General features: G+C 30.8%; 22 protein-coding genes. 13 read left to right on the top strand and 9 right to left on the bottom strand.

The genetic code is table 11. The features are described 5' to 3' along the window. The first annotated feature begins 13 nt into the window (after window positions 1–13). On the top strand, window positions 14–466 hold the full coding sequence (bcp, locus tag D3P13_RS12800) for a thioredoxin-dependent thiol peroxidase (RefSeq protein WP_117883036.1): 453 nt from the start codon (window positions 14–16) through the stop codon (window positions 464–466). 196 nt (window positions 467–662) lie between these two features. Further along, the gene (locus D3P13_RS12795) at window positions 663–2147 is read left to right on the top strand and encodes a sulfatase family protein (RefSeq protein WP_117883034.1); all 1485 of its coding nucleotides are present in this window, start codon (window positions 663–665) and stop codon (window positions 2145–2147) included. A 33-nt stretch (window positions 2148–2180) separates the two neighbouring features. On the opposite strand, the gene D3P13_RS12790 is transcribed toward D3P13_RS12795, so the two are convergent. Then, window positions 2181–3641, bottom strand: coding sequence for a TonB-dependent receptor (locus D3P13_RS12790; protein ID WP_117883032.1), 1461 nt, complete (start codon window positions 3639–3641; stop codon window positions 2181–2183). Window positions 3642–3726: 85 nt separating this feature from the next. Here D3P13_RS12790 and D3P13_RS12785 point away from each other — a divergent pair, with 85 nt between their 5' ends. After that, the gene (locus D3P13_RS12785) at window positions 3727–4488 is read left to right on the top strand and encodes an MBL fold metallo-hydrolase (protein WP_117883030.1); all 762 of its coding nucleotides are present in this window, start codon (window positions 3727–3729) and stop codon (window positions 4486–4488) included. A gap of 11 nt (window positions 4489–4499) precedes the next feature. Here D3P13_RS12785 and D3P13_RS12780 read toward each other — a convergent pair whose 3' ends face one another. The 6 genes from D3P13_RS12780 to D3P13_RS12755 all read right to left on the bottom strand — a co-directional run bounded on the left by D3P13_RS12780 (window position 4500) and on the right by D3P13_RS12755 (window position 11682). After that, complete coding sequence (locus D3P13_RS12780) at window positions 4500–6146, bottom strand: phytoene desaturase family protein (protein WP_262511830.1); 1647 nt, start codon at window positions 6144–6146, stop codon at window positions 4500–4502. A 71-nt stretch (window positions 6147–6217) separates the two neighbouring features. Then, window positions 6218–7072 (bottom strand): metallophosphoesterase, encoded by an 855-nt coding sequence (locus D3P13_RS12775; RefSeq protein WP_157972913.1) that lies wholly within the window; start codon window positions 7070–7072, stop codon window positions 6218–6220. A 135-nt stretch (window positions 7073–7207) separates the two neighbouring features. Continuing rightward, on the bottom strand, window positions 7208–7858 hold the full coding sequence (locus D3P13_RS12770) for an alpha/beta hydrolase (protein ID WP_117883024.1): 651 nt from the start codon (window positions 7856–7858) through the stop codon (window positions 7208–7210). A 150-nt stretch (window positions 7859–8008) separates the two neighbouring features. After that, window positions 8009–8338, bottom strand: coding sequence for a DUF4870 domain-containing protein (locus tag D3P13_RS12765; protein ID WP_117883022.1), 330 nt, complete (start codon window positions 8336–8338; stop codon window positions 8009–8011). 50 nt (window positions 8339–8388) lie between these two features. Further along, the gene (locus D3P13_RS12760) at window positions 8389–9645 is read right to left on the bottom strand and encodes a dihydroorotase (RefSeq protein WP_117883020.1); all 1257 of its coding nucleotides are present in this window, start codon (window positions 9643–9645) and stop codon (window positions 8389–8391) included. A 93-nt stretch (window positions 9646–9738) separates the two neighbouring features. Further along, window positions 9739–11682: a BatA domain-containing protein gene (locus tag D3P13_RS12755; RefSeq protein WP_117883018.1), complete on the bottom strand. Its 1944-nt coding sequence runs from the start codon at window positions 11680–11682 to the stop codon at window positions 9739–9741. Between the two features lie 160 nt (window positions 11683–11842). Between D3P13_RS12755 and D3P13_RS12750 the strand changes: the two genes are divergently transcribed. Then, entirely contained in the window at window positions 11843–12382 is a 540-nt protein-coding gene (locus tag D3P13_RS12750) for a hypothetical protein (RefSeq protein WP_117883016.1), read from the top strand. A gap of 18 nt (window positions 12383–12400) precedes the next feature. On the opposite strand, the gene D3P13_RS12745 is transcribed toward D3P13_RS12750, so the two are convergent. Both D3P13_RS12745 and lon read right to left on the bottom strand, forming a co-directional pair. After that, entirely contained in the window at window positions 12401–13219 is an 819-nt protein-coding gene (locus D3P13_RS12745; protein ID WP_117883014.1) for a sterol desaturase family protein, read from the bottom strand. Window positions 13220–13301: 82 nt separating this feature from the next. Beyond that, window positions 13302–15743, bottom strand: coding sequence for an endopeptidase La (gene lon, locus D3P13_RS12740; RefSeq protein WP_117883012.1), 2442 nt, complete (start codon window positions 15741–15743; stop codon window positions 13302–13304). 423 nt (window positions 15744–16166) lie between these two features. On the opposite strand from lon, the gene D3P13_RS12735 reads away from it, so the two are divergent. From D3P13_RS12735 to ppk2 (D3P13_RS12695), 9 genes are all read left to right on the top strand, one after another. Beyond that, on the top strand, window positions 16167–16718 hold the full coding sequence (locus D3P13_RS12735; RefSeq protein ID WP_117883009.1) for an RNA polymerase sigma factor: 552 nt from the start codon (window positions 16167–16169) through the stop codon (window positions 16716–16718). Further along, a complete protein-coding gene (locus tag D3P13_RS12730) occupies window positions 16708–17265 on the top strand; it encodes a hypothetical protein (RefSeq protein WP_117883007.1) in 558 nt (185 codons plus the stop codon). Before D3P13_RS12735 ends, D3P13_RS12730 begins: the two co-directional genes overlap by 11 nt. Beyond that, complete coding sequence (locus D3P13_RS12725) at window positions 17246–18328, top strand: DUF4097 family beta strand repeat-containing protein (RefSeq protein ID WP_117883005.1); 1083 nt, start codon at window positions 17246–17248, stop codon at window positions 18326–18328. The genes D3P13_RS12730 and D3P13_RS12725 overlap by 20 nt, the downstream gene beginning before the upstream one ends. A 31-nt stretch (window positions 18329–18359) precedes the next feature. Further along, window positions 18360–19073 carry a head GIN domain-containing protein gene (locus tag D3P13_RS12720; protein ID WP_117883003.1) on the top strand — a complete coding sequence of 238 codons (714 nt, stop codon included), beginning with the start codon at window positions 18360–18362 and terminating at the stop codon, window positions 19071–19073. Between the two features lie 397 nt (window positions 19074–19470). Continuing rightward, entirely contained in the window at window positions 19471–20385 is a 915-nt protein-coding gene (gene lgt / locus D3P13_RS12715; RefSeq protein WP_117883001.1) for a prolipoprotein diacylglyceryl transferase, read from the top strand. Window positions 20386–20450: 65 nt separating this feature from the next. Beyond that, window positions 20451–21728: an ornithine--oxo-acid transaminase gene (gene rocD, locus D3P13_RS12710; RefSeq protein WP_117882999.1), complete on the top strand. Its 1278-nt coding sequence runs from the start codon at window positions 20451–20453 to the stop codon at window positions 21726–21728. A gap of 3 nt (window positions 21729–21731) precedes the next feature. Next, window positions 21732–22187 carry a nuclear transport factor 2 family protein gene (locus tag D3P13_RS12705; RefSeq protein ID WP_232829185.1) on the top strand — a complete coding sequence of 152 codons (456 nt, stop codon included), beginning with the start codon at window positions 21732–21734 and terminating at the stop codon, window positions 22185–22187. Between the two features lie 8 nt (window positions 22188–22195). Then, window positions 22196–23059 (top strand): polyphosphate kinase 2, encoded by an 864-nt coding sequence (gene ppk2, locus D3P13_RS12700; RefSeq protein ID WP_117882995.1) that lies wholly within the window; start codon window positions 22196–22198, stop codon window positions 23057–23059. Between the two features lie 3 nt (window positions 23060–23062). After that, complete coding sequence (gene ppk2, locus D3P13_RS12695) at window positions 23063–23851, top strand: polyphosphate kinase 2 (protein ID WP_117882994.1); 789 nt, start codon at window positions 23063–23065, stop codon at window positions 23849–23851. Window position 23852: the final 1 nt, after the last annotated feature.

Genomic DNA, 23852 nt, shown 5'->3' with positions numbered 1-23852 from the left:
AAAAATAACAATAATGACGACATTAAAAATAGGAGAGAAGGCACCTCATTTTGAAGCATTAGATCAAAAAGGTAAAATTCGTAAATTGGAAGATTATAAAGGAAAGAAATTAATCTTGTTTTTTTACCCAAGAGCAAGTACACCTGGATGTACCGCTGAAGTTTGTAATTTACGTGATAATTATGCAACGCTTATTGAAAAGGGTTTTGAATTATTAGGAGTAAGTGCAGATACCGCAAAAAAACAGGAAAATTTTATCAAAAAAAATACATTACCTTTTCCCCTTTTAGCAGATGTTGAAAAGGAAGTTATAAATGCCTATAAAGTATGGGGACCTAAAAAGTTTATGGGTAGAGAATTTGATGGCATTTACCGAACTACTTTTGTAATTGATGAAAAAGGAATTATAGAAAATATTATAACTAAAGTTAAAACTAAAGACCACGCGGCTCAGGTTTTGGCTTAAAAGAGTATAGAAAATGAGTAGAAAAATAAGAATAAACAGAAATAAAAAGCAAATTGTAAAATTCATTATTTTAATATTCTCCATAATAGTGATTATTCTATTTTTGAATTTTCTTTATAATAGTTTTTTTGAAAGTTAAAGAATAGCTTAAGGCATTTATGAAGTCTAACATTGTAACCTGTAAAACTAAAAAAAAATGGAAAAATATTTATTTTTAAGTCTACTACTATTGGTTTTTGGTTGTAATAATAAGACCGTAAAAGAGGATGTTACTATTAATATAAAGCCAAATATTGTATTAATTGTAGTTGATGACCAAGGTTATGCAGATTTTGATCCTTTTGAAAATAAAAGTGCAGATATTTCTACACCCAACATGTCCAGAATTGCAAATGCGGGTATGGTTTTTACTCAGGCCTATACTACGGCTCCAGTTTGTAGTCCTTCAAGAGCAGGATTAATAACAGGAAAAAATCAATTTAGATGGGATAAGCATGCGAGTTGGGGGCCAGGGTTGCCAGATAGTGTAAAAACTATTGCAGAATATTTGAAAGAGGCAGGTTATGCTACTTCTAGAGTTGGTAAAAATGATTTAGGTCAAAAATTTCATAGAAATGATGTACGAGAATATCCTTTAAATCATGGTTACGATGAATTTTTAGGGTTTTCAGCTCATGCTCATGACTATTGGCTGAATTCAAAAAAAATTAAAGATAGAACTCCTGATCCATATGGTACAAGTGCTCTTCTAGGACCATTAATGCATAATATGGGAGAGAAGAGTTATGACGAAGGGTATTTAACCGACATTTTCACGGATGAAGCTATCGATTTTATAAAACGTAAAAAAGACACACCTTTTTTCTTAACATTAGCGTATAATTCAGTGCACCATTTAATACATCAAGTACCACAAAAATATTTAGAAAAATTTGATGTAAAACCTATTGCAAATTATGATCCTGATAGTTTGGTTGCCTTTGATAAACAGGAAACAGGTTCCTATGCAGCATATTATGATAAATATTCGCGTTTAGGAGCTATTCAAGATGAAGATCTAAGAAAGTATTATTTAGCAAATTTAAATTGTTTAGATGATAATATTGGTCGTGTATTAGATGTATTAAAGTCAGAAAATTTAGAAGGTAATACAATAATAATCTATGTTTCAGATAATGGAGGTACACCATTAAATGGGGCAAATAATGCACCACTTACAGCAGGAAAGTATTCTATTTGGGAAGGTGGAATTAGAGTGCCAATGGCAATTCGTTGGCCAGGTAAAATAGAAGGAGGTAGGGTAGAAGATAATTACGTGTCTGCCCTAGATATAATGCCGACATTATTAGAAGCAAGTGGAGTACAATTGGATGATAATACTATTGATGGTATTAGTCTTTTAGAGCCTGAAAAAGAGCGTTTGTTAGTTTGGAAATGGCAAAAGACATGGGCGGTTAGAAAAGGGGATTGGAAACTGACTAATACAAATGAGAATAGTTGGAAAGGAAGGCCATCAAATTTATACATAAAACCTATTGTCAATGATCTTACATTAAAATTGTTTGACTTAAATAACGATCCTGGTGAGCGAGTTAATCTTGCTGATAAATATCCTGATAAAGTAGTTGCATTAGAAACCGCATATACTAATTGGATGAAAGAAAATATAGGAAAATACTAACAAATAAAGCCTCGAATTTCGAGGCTTTATTTGTTACTTATTTATTTTTTTTGCAAACTTTCTAGTGGAATATCCAAAAAGACGATGATCTTTTATAAGTTCAGCTACACGATGAGGAATCATTTCTTCCCAACCTTCTTCACCATCGGCAATCATTTGCAATACATTTCTTGAGAAAATATCTAGTATTTCAGGATTAAAGTTTTCTATATCTAACATCTTACCATTGTACTTAAAGAATTTATATAATTCTTTCATACGAGGGTGTACCTTTAACGTATCACTAGTTATAAATTCGCCCGTATCTTGGTCTTTCAATGGATATAGATATACTTTTAAATCTTTAAAGAATAATTTTCCAAAAGCTTCCAATATACCACCACTTAAGTGACGATAATACTTCTCATCAAAAATCTGAACTAAGTTGTAAACACCCATTGCTAAGGCCATTCTTGCTTTCGTAAATTGAGCAAAATATTCAACCAGTTTATAATATTCTTGAAAATTGGTGATCATTACGTTTTGTCCTAAAGAGCAAAGCAATTCAGCTCTGTCTAAAAAGTCACGTTCATTAATTTCACCTTCGGCTCTTAAATTAGCTAAAGTAATTTCAAATATAATTTTAGCATTGTCTTCAGATACAGTTTTTTCATTCAAAAACATTTTTTGAGCATTTTCAAACATATCCATATTCACTTTGGTAACGGGTCTAAAGCTACCACGCAATGCTAAAATATTTTTTTTATATAAAACTTGAGCGGGTAATAAATTGTTCCCATCTGGCCCAAACATTACGGCATCAGTCATTCCGTTTTTTACCAACTGAAGACTCATCAACCTATTATCTACATACATAAAACGAGGTCCAGAAAAATTAATCATGTCTATTTCAATTTGATCTTTGTCCAAATTGTCATAGAAAGATTTTAATAATTCTTTCGGTCTATCATTCATGTAAAAAGCACCAAAAATAAGATTTACACCTAATACGCCTAATGTTTCTTGTTGTAAACGGGCATCATTTTGTTTAAACCTAATATGTAAAACAATTTCGTTATAATCCTCAAGCGGATCTAATTGAAATTTAATACCAACCCATCCATGTCCTTTAAATTTTTTAGCAAAATCTATTGTGGCAACAGTATTGGCATATGAAAAGAATAGTTTTTCAGGATGTTTAGATCTACTTAAGCGATCTTCCATTAACTCAATTTCATGAGTCAACATTTTTTTTAAACGGGGCTGAGTAACATATCTATTGTCTTGTTCAATGCCATAAATAGCATCAGAAAAATCTTTGTCATATGCTGACATTGCTTTGGCAATAGTTCCAGAAGCACCACCGGCTCTAAAAAAATTACGCACAGTTTCTTGACCCGCACCTATTTCGGCGAAGGTTCCATAAATATTGTCATTAAGATTAATTTTTAACGACTTTCTTTTTATGGAAGGGATATTCGCAATTTCTTTATCACCTTTTAAAGTAACTGACATTTCTGGCTATTTTTGTTTTACAAATGTAAGAACTATACCTTAAATTTGTTAAAAATTAAACGTTATTTTTGTAAAAAGATTTGATATGAACATTACTTTTTTGGGTACAGGAACTTCTCAAGGCATACCAATTATTGGGAGTAATCATCCAGTCTGTTTATCAGACGATACTAAAGATAAAAGGTTGCGTAGCTCTATTATGGTTGAATGGGGTAACTTTAGATACATTATTGATTGTGGTCCTGATTTTAGACAACAAATGTTGAGAGAAAATGTAGATGCAATTAATGGTATTTTATTTACTCATGAACATGCCGATCATACTGCTGGTTTAGATGACATCAGACCTTTTTCACATAAAATGGGTAACGTGCCATTATATGTTCCAGAAAGAATTATTGGTAATTTAGAGCAACGTTTTTATTACATTTTCACCAAAGTAAATAGATATCCTGGAGCACCAAGTGCAGGAATTCAAGTTGTAGAAAATGAAGTATTTACACTAGGAGACAAGGAAGTACTTCCTATAGAAGTAATACATGGAAAATTACCCATATTTGGTTATAGATTTGATGATTTTGCTTATTTAACTGATCTTAAAACAATTGAGGATAAAGAAAAAGATAAACTTAAAAATTTGGATACACTTGTCGTGAATACCTTAAGAAAAGAGCCACATCCAACCCATTTAAATTTAGAAGATGCACTCAGTTTTATTGATGAGTTACAACCTAAAAGAGCGTATTTGACACATATCAGTCACAATTTAGGTTTTCATAAAGAAGTACAAGAGCAGTTGCCAGAAAATGTGTTTTTAGCTTATGATGGTTTAAAAATTAGCGTGTAAAAAAAATCATTCTAGACTGTATCCTGTTTTGATTTGAGTCTTGCTTTTTTTACTTCAATTTTCTTAAGCATCCAGTCGGGGTAGTTACTATCATCTTCTGCTTCATATATTCTAACCTTTTGACTTTCGTCCGGTTTTAATAAATCTTCCTGTTTACATCCTAAAATTTTTGCTGCAGTTTCAACACCTGAATAGCTCGCCCCTGCAACACCGTGAGATAAAACACTTGAACCGCATAAATATAGATTTTCAATTTCGGTTTCCGATTTATATGCAAAAGGTCCAATTTGCTTAAAACTCTTTTCTGTACCATAAACACTACCGTTAGTGGTGTTGACATAATATTCGTTTGTTAATGGTGTGCCTAAATCTTTATGTACAATATTTTCTGAAATACCTGGAACAACCTTTTCTAGACTGTTTATTATTTTGTTCATTATTTGCTCCTTAAATGCTAAGTATTCAGAGGACCTTTCATGATCATTTTCATTCTTAAATTTATCAAAAGCTTTACGGTTAATATATGTTATTGCTTCTATTGTATGGTAACGACCATCAAAGCTGGCAGGGTCTTTTAGGGTTGTACAACTTATAAAAAGTCCAGAAAACTCATCTCCTTCTAAAATATCAATTTTTTGCATATCGTCATGCAAATCATCCATATCTTTATTGGGCAAAAGCCAAATGTTTCCTGAATCTAAACCCGCTCTTTTCACATCCATATCCACCGTTAAAAATAACATTAAAGAGGTACATGAATATTTAGTCTTCGTTAAGCGTTTTAAAAGTTTGGCACTAATATTTTCTTTACCTACTAAATTCAAAAAAGTAATTCCAGGATCAGCATTTGAAATGATTCTATCCGCAAATAGCTGTTCTCCATTTTCAAGTTCAACACCAATTGCTTTTTTCTTGTTGTTGTTGTCTAGTAAAATGGACTTTACACCTTGTTGAGTTTTTACCTCACTACCATGTTTTTTAATGCTATTAGTCATGGCTTTTACAATTGCTCCGCCGCCGCCCATTGGGTAATAACTCCCACTAAAATAATGTCCCATAACGGCACAATGTAAAGGAAATGGAGCTTTTGATGGTGGTAAACCATGATCGCCATATTGTATATAAAGTATTTTTTGTAATAACGGATTTTTAATATGCCAATTCATAACTCTTTTTAAGCTGAAAAGAGCAAATTTACCCATGTGCCTCGTTCTATAAGGTACTGTTAAATGTTGCCAAAAGCCTTTTAATTTCGGAATGAGTTGCAACTCAGTAGTTACATTTTTAACAAGGGTTAAATATTTCTTTATCTGTTTTTCCTCCTTTGGAAAACGTTGAGAAAGAGAAGTGGCGAAATCATTAATATTTGCAGGATAATCAAAACGTTCATCACCAATCCAACAATGTTCAAAACCATTAGGGTTCATTCTATAAAAAACCAAATCATTTGCAATACCCAAACCTTTGTAAAGTTCATTAGTCGATTCTCCTTCACCTAGTAGACCTACATAGTGAACACCAGGTGTAAAACGGTACCCGTTAAGGTAAAAACTATGACACCAACCACCTGGTACATCGTGTTTTTCTAATACTAACACTTTTTGCCCTGCTTTGGCTAAACATATTGCTGCAGAAAGTCCGCCTACGCCAGAACCAATAATGATGGAATCGAATTTTGAATTTTTATGATTTTCCAGTTCGTTTTTTTAATTGATGAATATGAAGTTTACTAATCTAAAAAATTATTATCAAATAAAAAAGGATTTTCGTTCGCCGTATCAATAGTAACCTTTAAAGCGTTCGTACCTCCTGTAATTTGTACGCGAGTAATATTTTTTTCCTCATAAGGATTGTCTTTAATCCAAAAATGGCCATCACCATTAACAAGTAATATGGGTTTGGTAAAATCTTTTGCTGCAGTTCTAAATAAATCAGTAAATGGTTTAAACTTGTCTGGGCCAGCCTCAACCATATTGGCATGAGAAAAAATCACAATAGCTTCTACATTATTTTTATTAGTCTCGATTAATTGTTGAACCCATATTCCATTTTCTGTTAAACGTGTTTGCCATTCGTCCGCATCATGCACTGAACTTCCAACAATATTTAAGCCAATAAACAAAACGTTATTCTGAATCCAGTTAAAGTTTTCTATCCTGTTGGGTTGGTTCGTTACAGCGTGTTTGAAATTCCAGTTTTTATTGAATTGTAAAAAATAAGTATTCCAAAATTCTAAACCTTCATTTGGATTGTCACAATCGTTATACTCATTATCTCCTAAAACAATAAACGTAGGTGCCTTAATTTTTTTTAGAATAGTACTGACGTCTTTATATACATTTTCCTCACAGGGTACACTTCCTTTTTTTATATCACCAACATGAACAACAAATTCAGACGCTTCTTGTGCATTGTGTTTTTCAATTAAATTGACTAGACCTTCTAATTGAGTATCACCATAAGGCACATCTCCAATTACGGTAAAAGCTATTGGTTCTGCCTCCTTGTTTTCAATTTTATCTTCAGCTTTTTCGCAAGATGACAAGAAGAAATAAATAATTAATAAAAAGATTAAATTTTTCATTGTGCTGTTTACGAAGTTAAGCATTTTATCCTAACCGTAATTATTACTGCTAATATCTAGTAAATAAGTGAAGGGTGGGTTAAAAAAAGATTATTAAAGTTCCTTTTCTTTGGATTGGCAAGGTAAGGTTAATTGTTAAATTCGGGCTTCGATCCATTGCTTTAAACTATAAAAATTTTGAGGAGCTACTCCATGTCCAACCTGATATTCTTCATAGCTATTTTTAATACCTAAATTATCTAAAAAAGGTTTTGTTTTTCTCGCCCAGTCAACAGGAATAACTTGGTCTACAGTACCATGAGAACTATAGATTTCTAAATTTTTGAAGTTTTCAGAATTTAAATTACCGGGAAATAATTCACTATTAATATAACCACTTAACCCAACTACATATTGTACTTTTTCAGGATGACTCAATGCTACGGCATAACTTAAAATGGTACCTTGACTGAAACCCAATAAAAATACTTTTTTAGGATTAACATCAAAATTGGTTATTACTTCATCGATAAAGTTGCTGATTATCTCTTTAGATTTTAAAGCTTCATCTGTATCAGAAAATTTACCGTCTGTATTGTCAAAATGGATTGTATACCACGCATAGCCTCCAGGTCCCATAGTTAAAGGAGCTCTTGCACTTATAATTAATAAATCGTCGGGTAATTCATTAGCGAATGAAAATAAATCTTGTTCATTACTACCATAGCCATGAAGTAGTATTAACAGTGGTGGATTTTTAATATCACTTTTTGGTTTTCTTACTAAATATTCTAAAGATAAATTCATTGATTTGATTTGTAAAGATTAATGGCTTTTATAGGAATAAAAAACGTTGCTAAAATAAGATTAACTAGTTAAATTATCTTGATTTTAAAATAGTTTATAACAAAAAAACCACGCTAAAAGCGTGGCTAAAATATAAATTTTTAAACTAATTTATCCGATAGTTTTGAACCATTCTTCGAATTGATCACCTAAAACAGGTACTTTCGATAATTTGCCTTGAGAAGCTCCAACTGCTCCCATAACCATAAGCACTAATGGTAAAAAACCTATATAAAATCCTAAACTACCCAAGGGTAAAAATCTTAAAATTATATTAAGTGCAATACCTATAAGAATAATACCAAGCATTTGTCTAATGTGAAATGATGCGAATGCATTTTTTTTATCGTTATTCATAACAAAAGCAATAATTGTACCTATAAAAGTAATGTAGGCAATTATACCCATTGTTTTTCCTTCGTCGATTGTGTTTTGATCCATAATTTTTTTAAATTTAAAGTATTAGTTAATTGGTTGCAAATATATTAATATTAATTGATTACAAATTTGTTATTGGCAAAAATACCATATACTTTTCCTTTTAATTGTTTGCCCATAAAAGCTGAGTTTTTAGATGTTGAAAAAATATTTTCTTCGTCAAATACATACTCCGTATCAGGATTAAATAACGTAATATTTGCCATTTCTCCTTTTGTAATTGTCGGATTTTCAATGTTAAAACGCATTCTAGGTAAATTTGTTATGCTATCGATGGTTTTTTCTAAGGGAAGCACTTTATTTATAGCTCCAAAAAAACTCTCCATACCAATGGTACCATTCTTTGCGTTTTCAAACTCTACTCTTTTATTTTCTATATCAATCGGGTTATGATCAGAAGTAATCATATCAATTGTACCATTTACAATTCCTTTTTTTAATGCATTTACGTCCGTCTTTTCTCTTAATGGTGGTTTCACTTTATAATTGGTATCAAATTCATTTAGTTCACTGTCATTTAGAAATAAGTGATGAGCACTTACACTACAGGTTACGTTTAATCCCTTTTTCTTGGCCTCAGCTATTAATTTAACGGACTTCTCCGTTGATATAGTAGGTATATGTAGTTTACCACCAGTATACTCAAGTAAAAATAAATCTCTAGCAATTTGTAATTCTTCCGCAAGTGCAGGTATTCCCTTTAACCCTAATTTAGTAGAAATAGCACCTTCATTTGCAACACCATTATTACTTAATGAATTATTTTGTGGAAAACTCATTACTAGTCCGTCAAAGTTTTGGGCATAGAGTAGTGCTATTTTCATCAAATTGGCATTGCTAATTGATTTGTTGTAATCGCTAAATGCAATAGCACCAGAATTAGACATATCGAACAATTCAGCAATTTCCTCACCCTTTGCTTGTTGGGTTAAGTTCGCAATTGGATATAAATTAACAATATTACCCTTCGCTTTGTTAATTAAAAACTCAACCGCAGATTTGTTGTCAATTACAGGATACGTGTTAGGATTCGTAGCAACTGCGGTAAATCCACTTTTTGCAGCTACGCTTAATCCGTTTGCAACAGTTTCACGTTCTTCAAAACCAGGTTCTCCAAAAGAAACACTAGTGTCAAACCAACCCACTGAAATATGAAGATTTTCTAGCTCAATTTCTTTTATATTATTGATGTTTTTAATGATATTAGAAATTTCAGAAATCTTACCGTTTTCAATTAAAACATCTTGTGTTTTAAGATGAAAAGGACTTTGACGATCAATTATTTTTGCAGATTTTATGAGTAGATTCATGCGTTCTAAATAAGTTTATGCGTTTTCTGTTTAATCTTTTATTTGTGTAGAGAGATTAGCACAATTAGCTAAACCCCTCTATTAGGCTCTTGGTTATAGAAATTTGAGAAATAGAATTTCAATGATTAAAAATAATATTGCAGCTATTAAAAACCATTGCCAATAGCTTGTTACTTTTGTTGTTTCAGATAAATTCACAAATGCTTCTTTTACATTAGAAGTGTAATTTATATTTGTTGCATTACCAAAATAATCTTCTACGTTAACATAGTTTAAATTACCCTCTTGTCTATTATAATTATATGCAATTTGCTTTATTGATGTATTATTATGCAAGATGGTTGTAAAACCACTTTGTATCGGATTTGTTTCTGTTGTAATGGTTACCTTATCAGGATTAATTTGTTGTAATGGAATATAGTCTTCCTTCTTGTTGGCAACATGTAAGACTTCATCTTTAGACAGTTGTATTGGGATTTCAAACGTATTTATATTTCCAATTGTGTAATATAACTGTGAAGAATTATGACTGTATAAACCAAAATTATAAAAAATTGGAACAATTAATGGAGAGTTTTTGAAATTGGAATTCTGACTTGAAATTGGAGCAGCGAGCCAGTAAATTTTACCTTTATTAGTGATTGTTTGAGATATAAAAGAGTTACCATCTTCAAAATCTACAATAGAAGACGCTCTTGTTAAATTACTTCTATAATGACTTTTAATATTAGGATATTGGAAGTTTTTAATTTGTTTTTCAAACACTCCCTTTAATAAAGGATGGGCAAAATTTATCGTAGTTACAGCGATTTCAGAAGTAACCTGCCCTAATACCTTGCCCATTTTTAAGCTTGCTAAAGCCGCATTATATGAATTTAAATTCATATTTAAAGAAGGAATAATAACCAAGCTACCTCCATTGTTAGCAAAAGTTTTTAGAGTTGAGTTTAAAGCAACTGAAATACTTTCTAACTCGTTAAGTAGAATTAAATTTTGTTGATTTAAAGTGTTGTAATCAAGATTATTTAGTGTTGTTGAAGTGAAATTAAACTCGTCATTAGTGTAAATTTTAGATAAAAAACTATTATCACTACCAATAGCGGTTACATTAATTTTTTCAGGCCTATCAATATTAAAATATAAATCATTATCAAAAGTTAGGTTTTCATCTTCAAGTTGTAGTTTACCATTAAAATTTCCTGAATTAGGTATATTAAAGTTGATGTTACCAGACGCATCTTTGGCGAGATTAACAGCCGATTTACCTGCTAATAATTCGTTATTATACAAGCTAACTGAAATGTTTTCTTTTGAGTTTCCGTAATTCTTTACAAGCGTTGTTAATTGTATTGTCTCATTATTTTGATCCGATATATAGATGCTATCAACACTAAGGTTTGAGACTTGTTTAGGTAAAATTTGAGTAATGTAATACGAGTTTAAACTATCTATTTCAAATTTATTTTCATTAGTATAGTATTGAAAATCAGAAATTAAAAATATATTATGTAAAGCTTTAGATTTTTTAATATTGTTTTTAATTTCAAATAAGATGGCAGATAAATTTGTTTTAATAGGGTAATAATCTATTTCTAATAACGTATTTTTTAGTTCTTTAGCAGATAAATTTTCATACACATTATCATTGGTATAAAGATTAATAGGTTCTAATTGTTGCGTATTCTCAATGATATCTTGTACAGCTCTTTTTAGTAATTGACCTTCAGTTCCTTTTGCTTGCATGGAGAAGGAATTATCTAAATATATAGAAGTATGTGTTGGGCTATTCGTTTTAGAAGCAGCAATAAAAGGTTGAGCAAAGGCGAGAATAATGACTGTAAATAATAATAACCTAGTAAAAAGGATTAGAAATTTTTTAAGCTGAGAGCTTTTTCGCGTTTGTAATTCAACTTCTTTTAAGAATTTGACATTGGTAAAGGCTACTTTTTGAAAACGGCGTAACTGAAATAAGTGGATTAATATAGGGATAATAAGCAAAAATAAGGCGTAAAGTAACTCGGGATGCTTAAATTGCATTGTTCAAAATGATTTGTCAAAAATAGTAAAATATTAGATATTGACTATTCTTATTACATATTCTTTTGTAATTTTTAAAAATATTTTTTTGATTGAAATAGTAAATCTTGTAAGTAAGCGTTTTAGTAGGAGACGAATCATGAATTAACTAATTAGTATTATGCCTGAAAATCATTATCATACAACAATCATAAAAAAAAATGTGAGTATAAATTTAGCATCATTCTTCGCAATTTTCTTATTTGCTGGTTCATTTTCTGTACAGTCACAAAACATGACGAACAGTGACTTAGAAAAAATTATTTATGTGGTTTCTGATAGTATTAGAGGAGAATCGGGTAATTGGCAATTTATGATCAAAGGAAGAATGCTAGCCTGTATTACAGATACAACGAATAACAGACTTCGAATTATGTCGCCCATTATTGAGCAGAAAAAATTAGCTCATATAGATTTACTTAAGCTCATGGAAGCTAATTTTCATTCTGCATTAGATGCGAGATACGCTATTTCTGATAATCTATTATGGTCTATGTATGTACACCCATTAAAAGAATTACAAAAAGATGAAATTTTGAGTGCTATTAATCAGGTATATACAGCCGCCTTAACTTATGGTACCACCTACAACAGTAGCGAATTAACTTTTCCTAATAAAAAAGAAATTGAAGAAGAGAAGGAGCAAAAAGGTAAGATGTAACGTTTTTCTAAAAATTTATTAGTAGTCCGTCTTTATATCTTTATTAAAAGGAACTTTAAATTGATACCCTACATTTTCGTCTAATTTCCCATCTAAAACATCAAGTCCGTAAATTACCTTATTAGGATTGCCATAGACAAAGGTGCCAAAAATCCGATCCCAAAATGAAAATATATTACCAAAATTAGTATCTGTCCAAGGTCTTTCAAAATGGTGATGAAATTTATGCATGTTAGGCGTAATAAAAATCAAACTCATAGGCTTGTCTATCCATACCGGTACATTGATATTAGCATGTGTGAGATACGTAAATAGAATGGTTACTATTTTATATACAACATAAAAAGCAAAAGGAGCACCAATAATTACAATGGCTATTAAGGCTGCAATTTCTCGTAAAACATAATCACCAGGATGATGTCGTGTACCCGTAGTAGCGTCAACCTTAGTGTCGCTATGATGTATCATATGGAATCTCCACATCCAACTTACTTTATGTAAATAATAATGAACAGCATATTGTGCTACAAAATCTAAAAAGAGAATTGTTATGAATAGTTCTGCCCATATAGGTAAATGAACCCAATGTAAAATACCTATTTGATGTGTGCCTATATAACTAAATACACCAACAGTTAGTAATCCAAATACTATATTAATAGTTAAACTTGTACCTAAGAATACTAAGTTAACCCCTGCATGTTTCCATTTTTTATAATTGAGTTTTACTAATGGATATATACCTTCTAAAAACCAACTGAATAATAGACAAGCCAATATCCAAACTAGTTTTTGCCATGATGGCATTTGTTCAAAGAATTGTAAAAAGGATTCCATTTTTGTAGTGGGTTTTTACAAATATAAAAAAAGGCGTTGTAAATTATCTTTACAACGCCTTTAATATTGAAATTAAAATTAATTACTTTTTTGCTTTCTGTTTCAGCAAAGCAATTTCTATTACCTCTTTCATATTCTCAACAAAATGAAATTTCAAGCCTTTTAAATAGTCCTCTTTAATTTCATCAATGTCTTTTTGATTGTCTTTACATAAAATAATTTCTTTGATGTTAGCTCTTTTAGCCGCTAAAATCTTTTCTTTAATACCACCAACAGGTAAAACTTTTCCACGTAAGGTCATTTCTCCAGTCATGGCTAAATGCGATTTCACTTTTCTGCCTGTAAAAGAAGAAACTAACGAAGTTAACATAGTAATACCTGCACTTGGACCGTCTTTTGGAGTAGCTCCTTCAGGTACGTGTATGTGTACATTTTTGGTTTGTAAATCTTCAATATCAATTCCAAATTCATCAGCATTTGCTTTGATGAACTCCATTGCAATGGTTGCTGATTCTTTCATTACTTTACCTAAATTACCTGTAATGGATAAATTCCCTTTACCTTTTGATAAAATAGATTCAATAAATAAAATATCACCTCCAACACTTGTCCAGGCCAATCCGGTTACTACTCCAGGGACTTCATTGGTTTCATATTTATTACGTTCTAAATTTGCAGCTCCTAATATTTTTATGATATCGTCATTGCTAATTTTAACTTGATACTCTTGCTCCATCGCAATAGATTTCGCAGCATATCTTACCACCTTTGCTATCATTTTGTCAAGCGTTCTAACACCAGATTCTCGGGTATACCCTTCAATAATACGTTCTAATTGAGGTTTCCCAATTTTAATGTCTTTAGAAGTTAAGCCGTGTGCTTTTAATTGTTTTGGTAACAGGTGTTTTTTAGCAATTTCAATTTTTTCCTCAATAATATATCCAGAAACATTTATCATTTCCATTCTATCGCGTAATGCCCAAGGAATATTACCCAAATTATTTGCTGTAGCAATAAATAGTATTTTAGATAGGTCGTAACCGATTTCTAAAAAATTATCATAAAATGAATTATTTTGCTCAGGATCAAGTACTTCTAGCATTGCTGAAGAAGGATCACCATTATTGTTACTTACTAATTTGTCAATTTCGTCTAATACAAAAACGGGATTGGAAGTTCCAGCTTTTTTAATATTTTGAATAATTCTACCTGGCATTGCACCAATATAGGTTTTTCTATGTCCGCGTATTTCTGCTTCGTCACGCAAACCACCTAAAGACATTCTTACATATTTTCTTCCTAATGATTCAGCAACAGATTTACCTAATGAAGTTTTACCAACACCAGGAGGTCCGTATAAACAAATTATTGGCGATTTCATATCTCCTTTTAATTTAAGGACTGCCAAATGTTCTATGATACGTTCTTTTACTTTTTCGAGTCCAAAATGATCTCTATTTAGTATTTTTTCAGCACGTTTTAAATCGAATTTATCTTTAGAGTATTCTTCCCAAGGCAATTCTAATAATAAGTCTAAATAATTGCGTTGCACTGAATATTCAGCTGCCTGCGGGTTCATGCGTTGCAAACGATTTAATTCTTTATCAAAAGTTTCGGACACTTCTTTGCTCCACTTTTTCTTTTTCGCAGTTTGACGCATTTCTTCCAACTCCTCATCATATGATGCTCCACCCAACTCCTCTTGAATGGTTTTCATTTGTTGGTGTAAATAATATTCACGTTGTTGCTGATCCATATCCTCACGGACTTTAGAATGGATAACATTTTTTAATTCAAGATGTTGCAATTCCGCATCCATCTTTTTTAATGTTTCTAAGGCTCTTTTTTTTAAGCTATTAGTGTTTAAAAGAGCTTGTTTTTCTTTAACTCCTAAGTTCATGTTAGAAGAAACGAAATTAACTAAGAAAGAGTTGCTTTGAATATTTTTTATAGCAAAAGAAGCCTCTGAAGGTAAGTTCGGATTCTCTTTAATTATTTTTAGTGCGATATCTTTAATAGAATCTATAATCGCTGTAAACTCCGTATCTGTTATTTTTGGAATTTCTTCTACCAATTCTTTTGCTGTAGCTTTTATATAAGGCTCTGTTTGCACAAATTCACCCACTTCAAAGCGTTTCTTACCTTGAATAACAACCATCGTATTACCGTCAGGCATTTTTAGTACCCGTAAAATTCTAGCTACGGTACCAATACTGTGTATATCTTTACGAGTAGGGTTTTCTACTGACTCATTGTTTTGAGCAACAACACCAATGGTTTTATCACCAGCATTAGCCTCTTTAATTAGTTTTATAGATTGGTCTCTACCTGCAGTTATAGGAATTACAACCCCCGGAAATAACACCGTATTTTTTAATGTTAAAATGGGCAATACCTCAGGTATAGCTTCATTTTTTATTTCTTCTTCATCTTCAGGCGTCATTAATGGAATCAATTCAGAATCCTCATCAAGCATGTTTTGAAGTGACAGATTGTCAATATTTAAAAATTTTGGATCACTCATATGTATATATAGGTCAATATGACATTAAACGTTTATTTCAATAAAATAATACATTGTTGACAAATAGATAATTGTTTGATAAACATTATTTTAACTATTCTAAAATGTATTTTCAAAATATATATTTCAATAGTTGTGCCAATGGGGAAGAAGTGTGTTTAAAATTGTGGTTATTGGGTTATGAGAAGTCGATTTTAATAAGTAGAAGGTTTAAAAATTGAGGTAATAATTAATTTCAAGGATTTGTTAAAGTCATTCTTCTTTTTCTCATTATTAAAGAACTTAGCTAAGATGTCAATATAGATACCAATTTCCATATATTTATTAGTCTAAAAATCAATTAACTATTGACTAAATTAATTTATTTTTCATAAAACTGTAACAAATAAAAACTTACTTTGTCTTTTAATCAGAAACGATACATTGCGAGATAACCAACAACATATTACACAGCTTTTGCAGCAATGCAAAAATGGAAAACAAAGTGCTCAATTCGAGATCTATAAGTTGTACTATAAAGCAATGTATAATACAGCCTTAAGGATTTTGAAAGACAGTTTTGAAGCTGAAGATGTAATGCAGGAGTCGTTTCTAATTGCATTTACAAAATTGAGCACTTTTAAAGGAGAAGTAACTTTTGGAGCTTGGTTAAAAAGAATTGTAATTAATAAGAGTATAACGCAAATTAGAAAAAACAGTAGGATTCAAGAAGTACCTCTAGAAGTTGTAAAAGAACAGGCGGAAGAAAACAGTGAAAATGTAAATTACGAAGCCATTAATCCAAAGGTGATTATTAATGGAATCAATCAATTAAAAGATAATTATCGAGTGGCGTTGACCTTGAATTTAATAGAAGGGTATGATTATGAGGAAATTTCTGAAATAATGAAAATTACAAATCAGAATTCTAGAACAACAATTTCAAGGGCAAAAAATAAATTAAGAAGAATTTTAGCGACAGATTATGCAAGATAAAAAAGACAATTTAGAAGAAAGGTTCTTTGAGCTGAATGGTCAATTTGATATAGAAGAACCTGAAATAGGACATTTTAATAGATTTGAGGCTAAACTTGCTCGTCAAAACACTACGAAATCGAAATGGAACCCAAATACTTGGAAGTGGCTGGCCGTTGCGGCATCAATTGCTTTGGTTTTTAGTATTGGTTTTAATTCTTTTAAATCGGAATCCGTAGGATTTGAATTGGCAGATGTTTCACCCAAAATGGAAGAGACACAAAGCTTTTTTGTATTGACAATACAAAACGAATTAGAGCAAATTAATTTAAAAAGAAATGAAGATAACACACAGGTTATAGATGATGCTTTAAAACAATTAGACAAGCTTGAGAAAAATTATAAAGAGCTTACTATAGAACTTAAAACGAGTAATAAGGACAAACGAATTATTTATGCAATGATATCTAATTATCAACAGCGTATAGAAGTATTACAATTTTTACTAGAACAAATAGATGAAATAGAACAATTTAAAAACACGAATAATGAAGAAACAATTATATAAAATGGTAATATTTTTATTGTGCTTTCCCCTTTTGATGCAAGCGAATGAAAAAGGAGATTTTAAACACGAGAAATCGAAAACAATAAAAAAGAATTATACGGTAAACAGTAACGCTTTAGTTAGAATTGATAATAGATATGGTAACATAGATGTTGTTTCTTGGGATGGTAATTCAGTTGAAATAGAAGTGAAAATTACCGTTAAAGGGAATGATGAAGATAAGGTTGTAAATCGCTTAAATACAATAACTATTGAATTTGATGCCAATAGAAGTGAGGTTTATGCCAAAACAATTATTGAAAAAAAATCATCTACCTGGTCTTGGGGTTCAGGTAAAAACAATAATGTTAATTACCAAATTGATTATAAAATAAAAATACCAATTACCAATAAAGTCGATTTAGAAAATGATTATGGTAATATTACTTTGAATGAACTGAAAGGAGACTGCACTATCAATTGTGATTATGGATCTATTATTATTGGAGACTTACACAGTAACAATAATGATATAAATATAGATTATTCTACAAATTCTACTATTGGTTTGATGAATGGAGGCTCTATAAATGCTGATTATTCAAAGTTTACAGTAGAAAAAGCAGGAACTATTGATCTAAATGCAGATTATACCACCTCAGTTTTTGAAAAAGTAAAAACACTAGATTATAATTGTGATTATGGGAGTCTTAAAATTGACAATGCAGAAAATGTGGAAGGAGTAGGTGATTACTTATCATTAAAAATGGGTACTATATCAAATAGAGTAGAAATTGAAGCTGATTATGGTTCTGTGAAGATTGAAAATCTACTAGATGGTTTTAGCCGTGTTGATATTGATGGTAGCTATACGGGAATAAAAATTGGAGTTCCAAAAACTAAAGGTTTCAGTTTTGATATTAAACTCAGCTATGGAGGTTTTAAATATGACAAAGACATGGTGAATTTTAGTAGTCAGATTGTGAAATCAAGTTCTAAATCATATCAAGGATCTTATGGGAAATCAAATGTACAATCAAAAATATTTATAGACTCAGGTTACGGAAGTGTAACTTTTTATTAAAACTATAACTCAAATTCTAAAAACTTAAAAAATGAAAAAATTAATCGTATTATTAGCAATTACAGCATTTAGTATTCCTTCAAATGCTCAATGGAAAAAAATAAAAGGTAATGGTAACGTAACTACAACTACGAGAACTGTTTCAGAATATGATAAAATTGGTATTTCAGGCTCGTTTGATGTTAAACTCGTAGCAGGTAAAGAAGGTAAACTTACCATTGTTGCCGAAGACAATTTATTAGAATATTTAATTACAGAAGTAGAAGGTGAAAATTTAAAAATTAAATGGAAAAAAGGAATAAATATAAAAACAAAAGAAAAAATAGTAATTACTATTCCTTTTAAAGATATTGAGGAAGTTGCATTGGCTGGCTCAGGAGATGTAATTTCTAATGATGTTATTAATGCTGATAATTTTAAAGCTGCTCTTTCTGGATCCGGTGATTTTAAATTAAAGCTAAAGGTAAATATGCTTAAATCTGCAATATCAGGATCAGGGGATATGAATCTAAGTGGAGTTGCTACAAATTTTGATTGTGCTATTTCTGGTTCAGGAGATGTAGAGGCAGAGATGTTAGTTACAGATATTGCCACAGTACGAATTGCAGGTTCAGGTGATGTATCTATAAATGTAAAAGAGGAACTTGATGCCAAAGTTTCAGGATCTGGTGATATACGTTATAAAGGGAATCCTAAAAAAAATAGTTCAAAAGTAAGTGGATCAGGGAGTGTAAGGTCTATTTAGTATAACTGAAATAATCATATAAAAAGGGATATGTTCAACTAGAATATATCCCTTTTATTTTTTAATAATTTTAAGCACTAGCGGTAACGTCTTCTTTTATTCCAAATAGTACTATTAGTATTTTCAAATCTTATTTTTAAAGTTGTCATATTTATTGTTTTTAAATTGAATGGGTAAGACGTCTTAAGTTTAATAAAGTTGCATTAAGTGTAGTTTATTAACTAAATTTTAACATTTTAGAAGTGGTATTGCAAAGATTTTGTTAAAAAACAGCTTTATTTATTTGAAACCCTGAATGTATAGGTGAAATTACACATATATAGGATTAAAAAAATCTTCCAATCATTAATCATAAAATAATTTAACAATAACTATATTTACGGTCAAATTTAGATATATGATTTTTTCACTTGCGATAGACTGGAATTTTAATCCAGATATTATAAAAATAGGCTCTTTTCCTATTAAATATTATAGTTTAATGTATGTTTTAGCCTTCATTGTTGGTTTACAATTGATGAAACGTATTTATACTAAGGATAATATTTCTTTAGAAAAATTAGATTCAATTTTTATTTATACGGTCGTAGCAATGCTTTTAGGAGCACGGATTGGGCATTATGTTTTTTATGAAGAAGATTACACTTTAGCAGAGGTGTTTTTACCTTTTAAATTAGATCCATTTGAATATACTGGTTTTCAGGGATTAGCAAGTCACGGAGCAGCTATAGGAATAATTATTGCCATGTATTTTTACAGTAAAAAGGTGGTAAAAAAACCGTTACTATGGACCTTAGATAGATTGGTAATACCTACGGCATTGGGGGCAATGTTTGTTCGATTAGGGAATCTGTTTAATTCAGAGATTGTTGGTAAGGCAACAGGTACAGATTTCGGATTTAAATTTATTAGAAATGATATAAGTGAGTATAAAGCAATGGCTATTACTCAAGCCAAGAGTGTTAATAAAGCGTATGATCTTATAGCTAATAGTTCTCGTTTTAAGGAGGTTTTAGCTGAAGTACCAAATCGATATCCTACTCAAATTTACGAAGCTACAGGATACATAATAACCTTTTTTGTGCTTTGGTATATCTATTGGAAAACGGATAAAAAACAAAAACATGGTTACATATTTGGAGTTTTTATGGTAATGCTATGGTCAATTAGGTTTATCATAGAATTTTATAAGGAATGGCAAGGAGGTATAGAAACGCTATTTAATGTAAATTTAAATACAGGTCAATTATTGAGTATTCCTTTGGTATTGGTTGGTTTATTTTTTATGTTTAGACCTGTGAAAACAATATAATGCGAATGGATGATTTCTCTCCCAAAAGAAGGAATTTTAACTGTTAAATTTTAAAATTTTAAAAGATGGTCTTAGAAGAGCAAATTACATCAGAACAAGCAATTGATTTAGAAAACAAATATGGAGCTCATAATTATCACCCGTTACCCGTAGTATTACATAAAGGTAAAGGTGTTTTTGTTTGGGATCTGGAAGGTAAAAAGTATTACGATTTTTTGTCTGCGTATTCCGCGGTAAATCAAGGGCATTGTCATCCCAAAATAATAAATGCTTTAAAAGAGCAAGCAGATACGTTAACACTTACTTCAAGGGCCTTTTATAATGACAAGTTAGGTCAATATGAAAAGTATGTAACTGATTATTTTGGTTTTGAAAAAGTATTACCTATGAATACTGGAGCGGAAGCTGTAGAAACTGCAATAAAAATAGCAAGAAAATGGGGGTATGAAAAAAAAGGTATTCCTTCTAATAAAGCTAAAATTATAGTTTGTGAAAATAATTTTCATGGACGAACCGTAACTATTATTTCAGCATCTAATGATCCAGTTGCTACTGAAAATTTTGGACCTTTCACTCCAGGTATTGTTTCTATAAAATATAACGATCTTGATGCATTAAAGGAAGCTCTTAAGGATGAAAATGTTGCGGCATTTTTAGTTGAACCTATTCAAGGTGAAGCTGGAGTTTTTGTGCCTGATGAAGATTATATTAAAAATGCATATACTATTTGTAAAGAGAAAAATGTACTTTTTATAGCAGATGAAGTTCAGACTGGGATTGCGAGGACTGGTCGTTTGTTAGCATCTTGTGGCAACTGTTCATGTAAAGATAAAAATTGTTCTAGTACACCTGATGTAAAACCTGATGTGTTAATTTTAGGTAAGGCAATTTCCGGTGGAGTTTTTCCAGTTTCTGCTGTTTTAGCAGATAATCATATCATGGAAGTAATCCAACCAGGTAATCATGGTTCTACCTTTGGTGGAAATCCATTGGCTTGTGCAGTAGCAATGGCCGCTTTAGATGTTGTAAAAGATGAGAATCTTGCTGAAAATGCTTTTAAATTAGGCGTATTATTTAGAAAAGGGATGCAAGATTTAATAAACAAGACAGATTTAGTGAAATTAGTAAGAGGAAAAGGCTTATTAAATGCTATTGTTATCAATGATAGTGAGGATAGTTCTACAGCCTGGAATATTTGCGTTGCGTTAAAGGAAAAAGGATTGTTAGCGAAGCCAACTCACGGCAATATAATTAGGTTTGCTCCTCCATTGGTAATGACAGAGGTTCAGTTAGAAGATTGTATATCTATCATAAGTGAAACAATAATTAATTTTAAAAAATAAAAGATGTTTTCCAAAAGGTCTTTTCTGTATTTTTTTGGATTCTTTTTAATGTTTCATTTCGCATTTGCTCAGTCTAACGATGAAGTTGAAATAAAAGAAGTGATTGATGTTTTTTTTGCGGGCTTACATGCTGGAGATACTTTAAAAATAAGAGAAGCTGTAGGCGATAAAATAATTATGCAATCTGTGAATGATTCAGGGCTTAAGTCCGTAATTTTTAATGATTTTTTAAAAAATATTGCTAGTATTAATCCTGAAACAACCAAAATTAAAGAAAAAATAATATCTTTAAATATAAAATCAGATGGAGTCATGGCAAATGCTTGGACTCCTTATGACTTTTATATAAATTCTGAATTTAGTCATTGTGGTATAAATTCTTTTCAATTGGTCAAAATTGAAGGAAGCTGGAAAATTATTTATATCATTGATACTAGAAGAAAAGATAATTGTAATTAATAATGTAGATGGATAAAAACGAAATAAAACTTACAAAAGAAGATTTTGAAAGAATCTCTTCAAACAAAGAGTTGATAACTTTAATTAACAGTAAAGGTAGAAATATTGATTCTATTTTAAAGAGGCTTAAGTACGAAGATGAATTGAAAAAGCTTCAGATAGAATTGGTAAAATTACAACAATGGATTTCTACAAGTAAGAAACGTGTTGTAGTTATTTTTGAAGGAAGAGATGCCGCTGGTAAAGGTGGCAATATAAGACGTTTTACAGAGCATTTAAATCCACGTTCTATGAATCTGGTAGCATTGACTAAGCCAACAGAAGTAGAGCGAGGGCAGTGGTACTTTAGACGCTACATAAAAGAATTATCTAATCCTGGTGAAATTGTATTTTTTGATAGGAGCTGGTATAATAGAGCAGTGGTAGAGCCCGTAATGGGATTTTGTACACAAGAGCAATATCGTAAGTTTATGCTACAAGTACCTGAATTTGAGCATATGTTATATGAAGATGGCGTAAAAATCATTAAGTTTTGGTTTTCTATATCAAAGGAAGAGCAAAAAGCAAGATTTGATGCACGATTAGAAACTCCATTAAAAAGATGGAAATTTAGTCCTGTAGATCAAAAAGGACAAGAATTGTGGGATATGTATACCTCTTATAAAGAACAAATGTTTAGTAAAACACATACTACATATTGTCCATGGATTATTGTTAAAGCAAATGATAAAAAAACAGCCAGACTTGAAAGTATGAGGTATGTCTTATCACAGTTTGAGTATCCAGAAAAAGATAAGGCATTAACTACATTATTACCAGATCCTAATATTATTATGAGATATTTTAGATCTGCTGAACAAATTGATTATTGATTTATGGAGAAATATAATTTAAAAGATTTAGACGTTAAAAAATTAAATACGAATAAAGGATTATTGGCGATTTTAGCTAAAGAACCATACAATTTAACAAAGGCACTTCGGTTTATTAATTATGAAAAAAAATTAAAAAAACTACAAGTAGAGTTAGTAAAATTGCAAACTTGGGCAATTCAAAATAACGAACGTATTATTGTTGTATTTGAAGGAAGAGATGCTGCTGGTAAAGGTGGAGCTATTCGTAGAATTACAGAGCGGATTAACCCGAGACATATTAAAATTGTTGCTTTACCTAAGCCTACTGAAGAAGAAAAAACGGAATGGTATTTTCAGCGATATGTAAATCAATTTCCTCGAGCAGGTCAAATGGTTTTTTTTGATAGGAGCTGGTATAATAGGGCTGTGGTTGAACCAGTAAATGGTTTTTGCACGGATAAACAATATCATATATTCATGAATCAAGTTAATGATTTTGAGCGTATGATAACAGAATCAGGTATTATCTTGGTGAAAATATACATGTCTATCTCGAAATCTGAACAAGCTGAACGTTTTCAAGATATTAAAACGGACCCTCTTAAACATTGGAAAATGACAGCAGTAGACGAAAAGGCTCAAGATCTTTGGGATGTCTACACCAGATATAAAAAGTTAATGTTCGAAAATACTCAGAAAGGTGGTATACCTTTTAAAGTTATAAAAGCAAATAGAAAAACAATAGCTAGGGTTAATGCTATTGAGTATATTTTATCAGCAATACCTTATGATAAAAATTTAAAAATATAAA

It is taken from the genome of Aureibaculum luteum (assembly GCF_003449015.1).
In the GTDB taxonomy this organism is placed as follows: Bacteria; Bacteroidota; Bacteroidia; order Flavobacteriales; family Flavobacteriaceae; genus Aureibaculum; species Aureibaculum luteum.
Note: the sequence above shows the minus strand (reverse complement) of the source record. Positions and strands in the feature narration are given on the sequence as shown.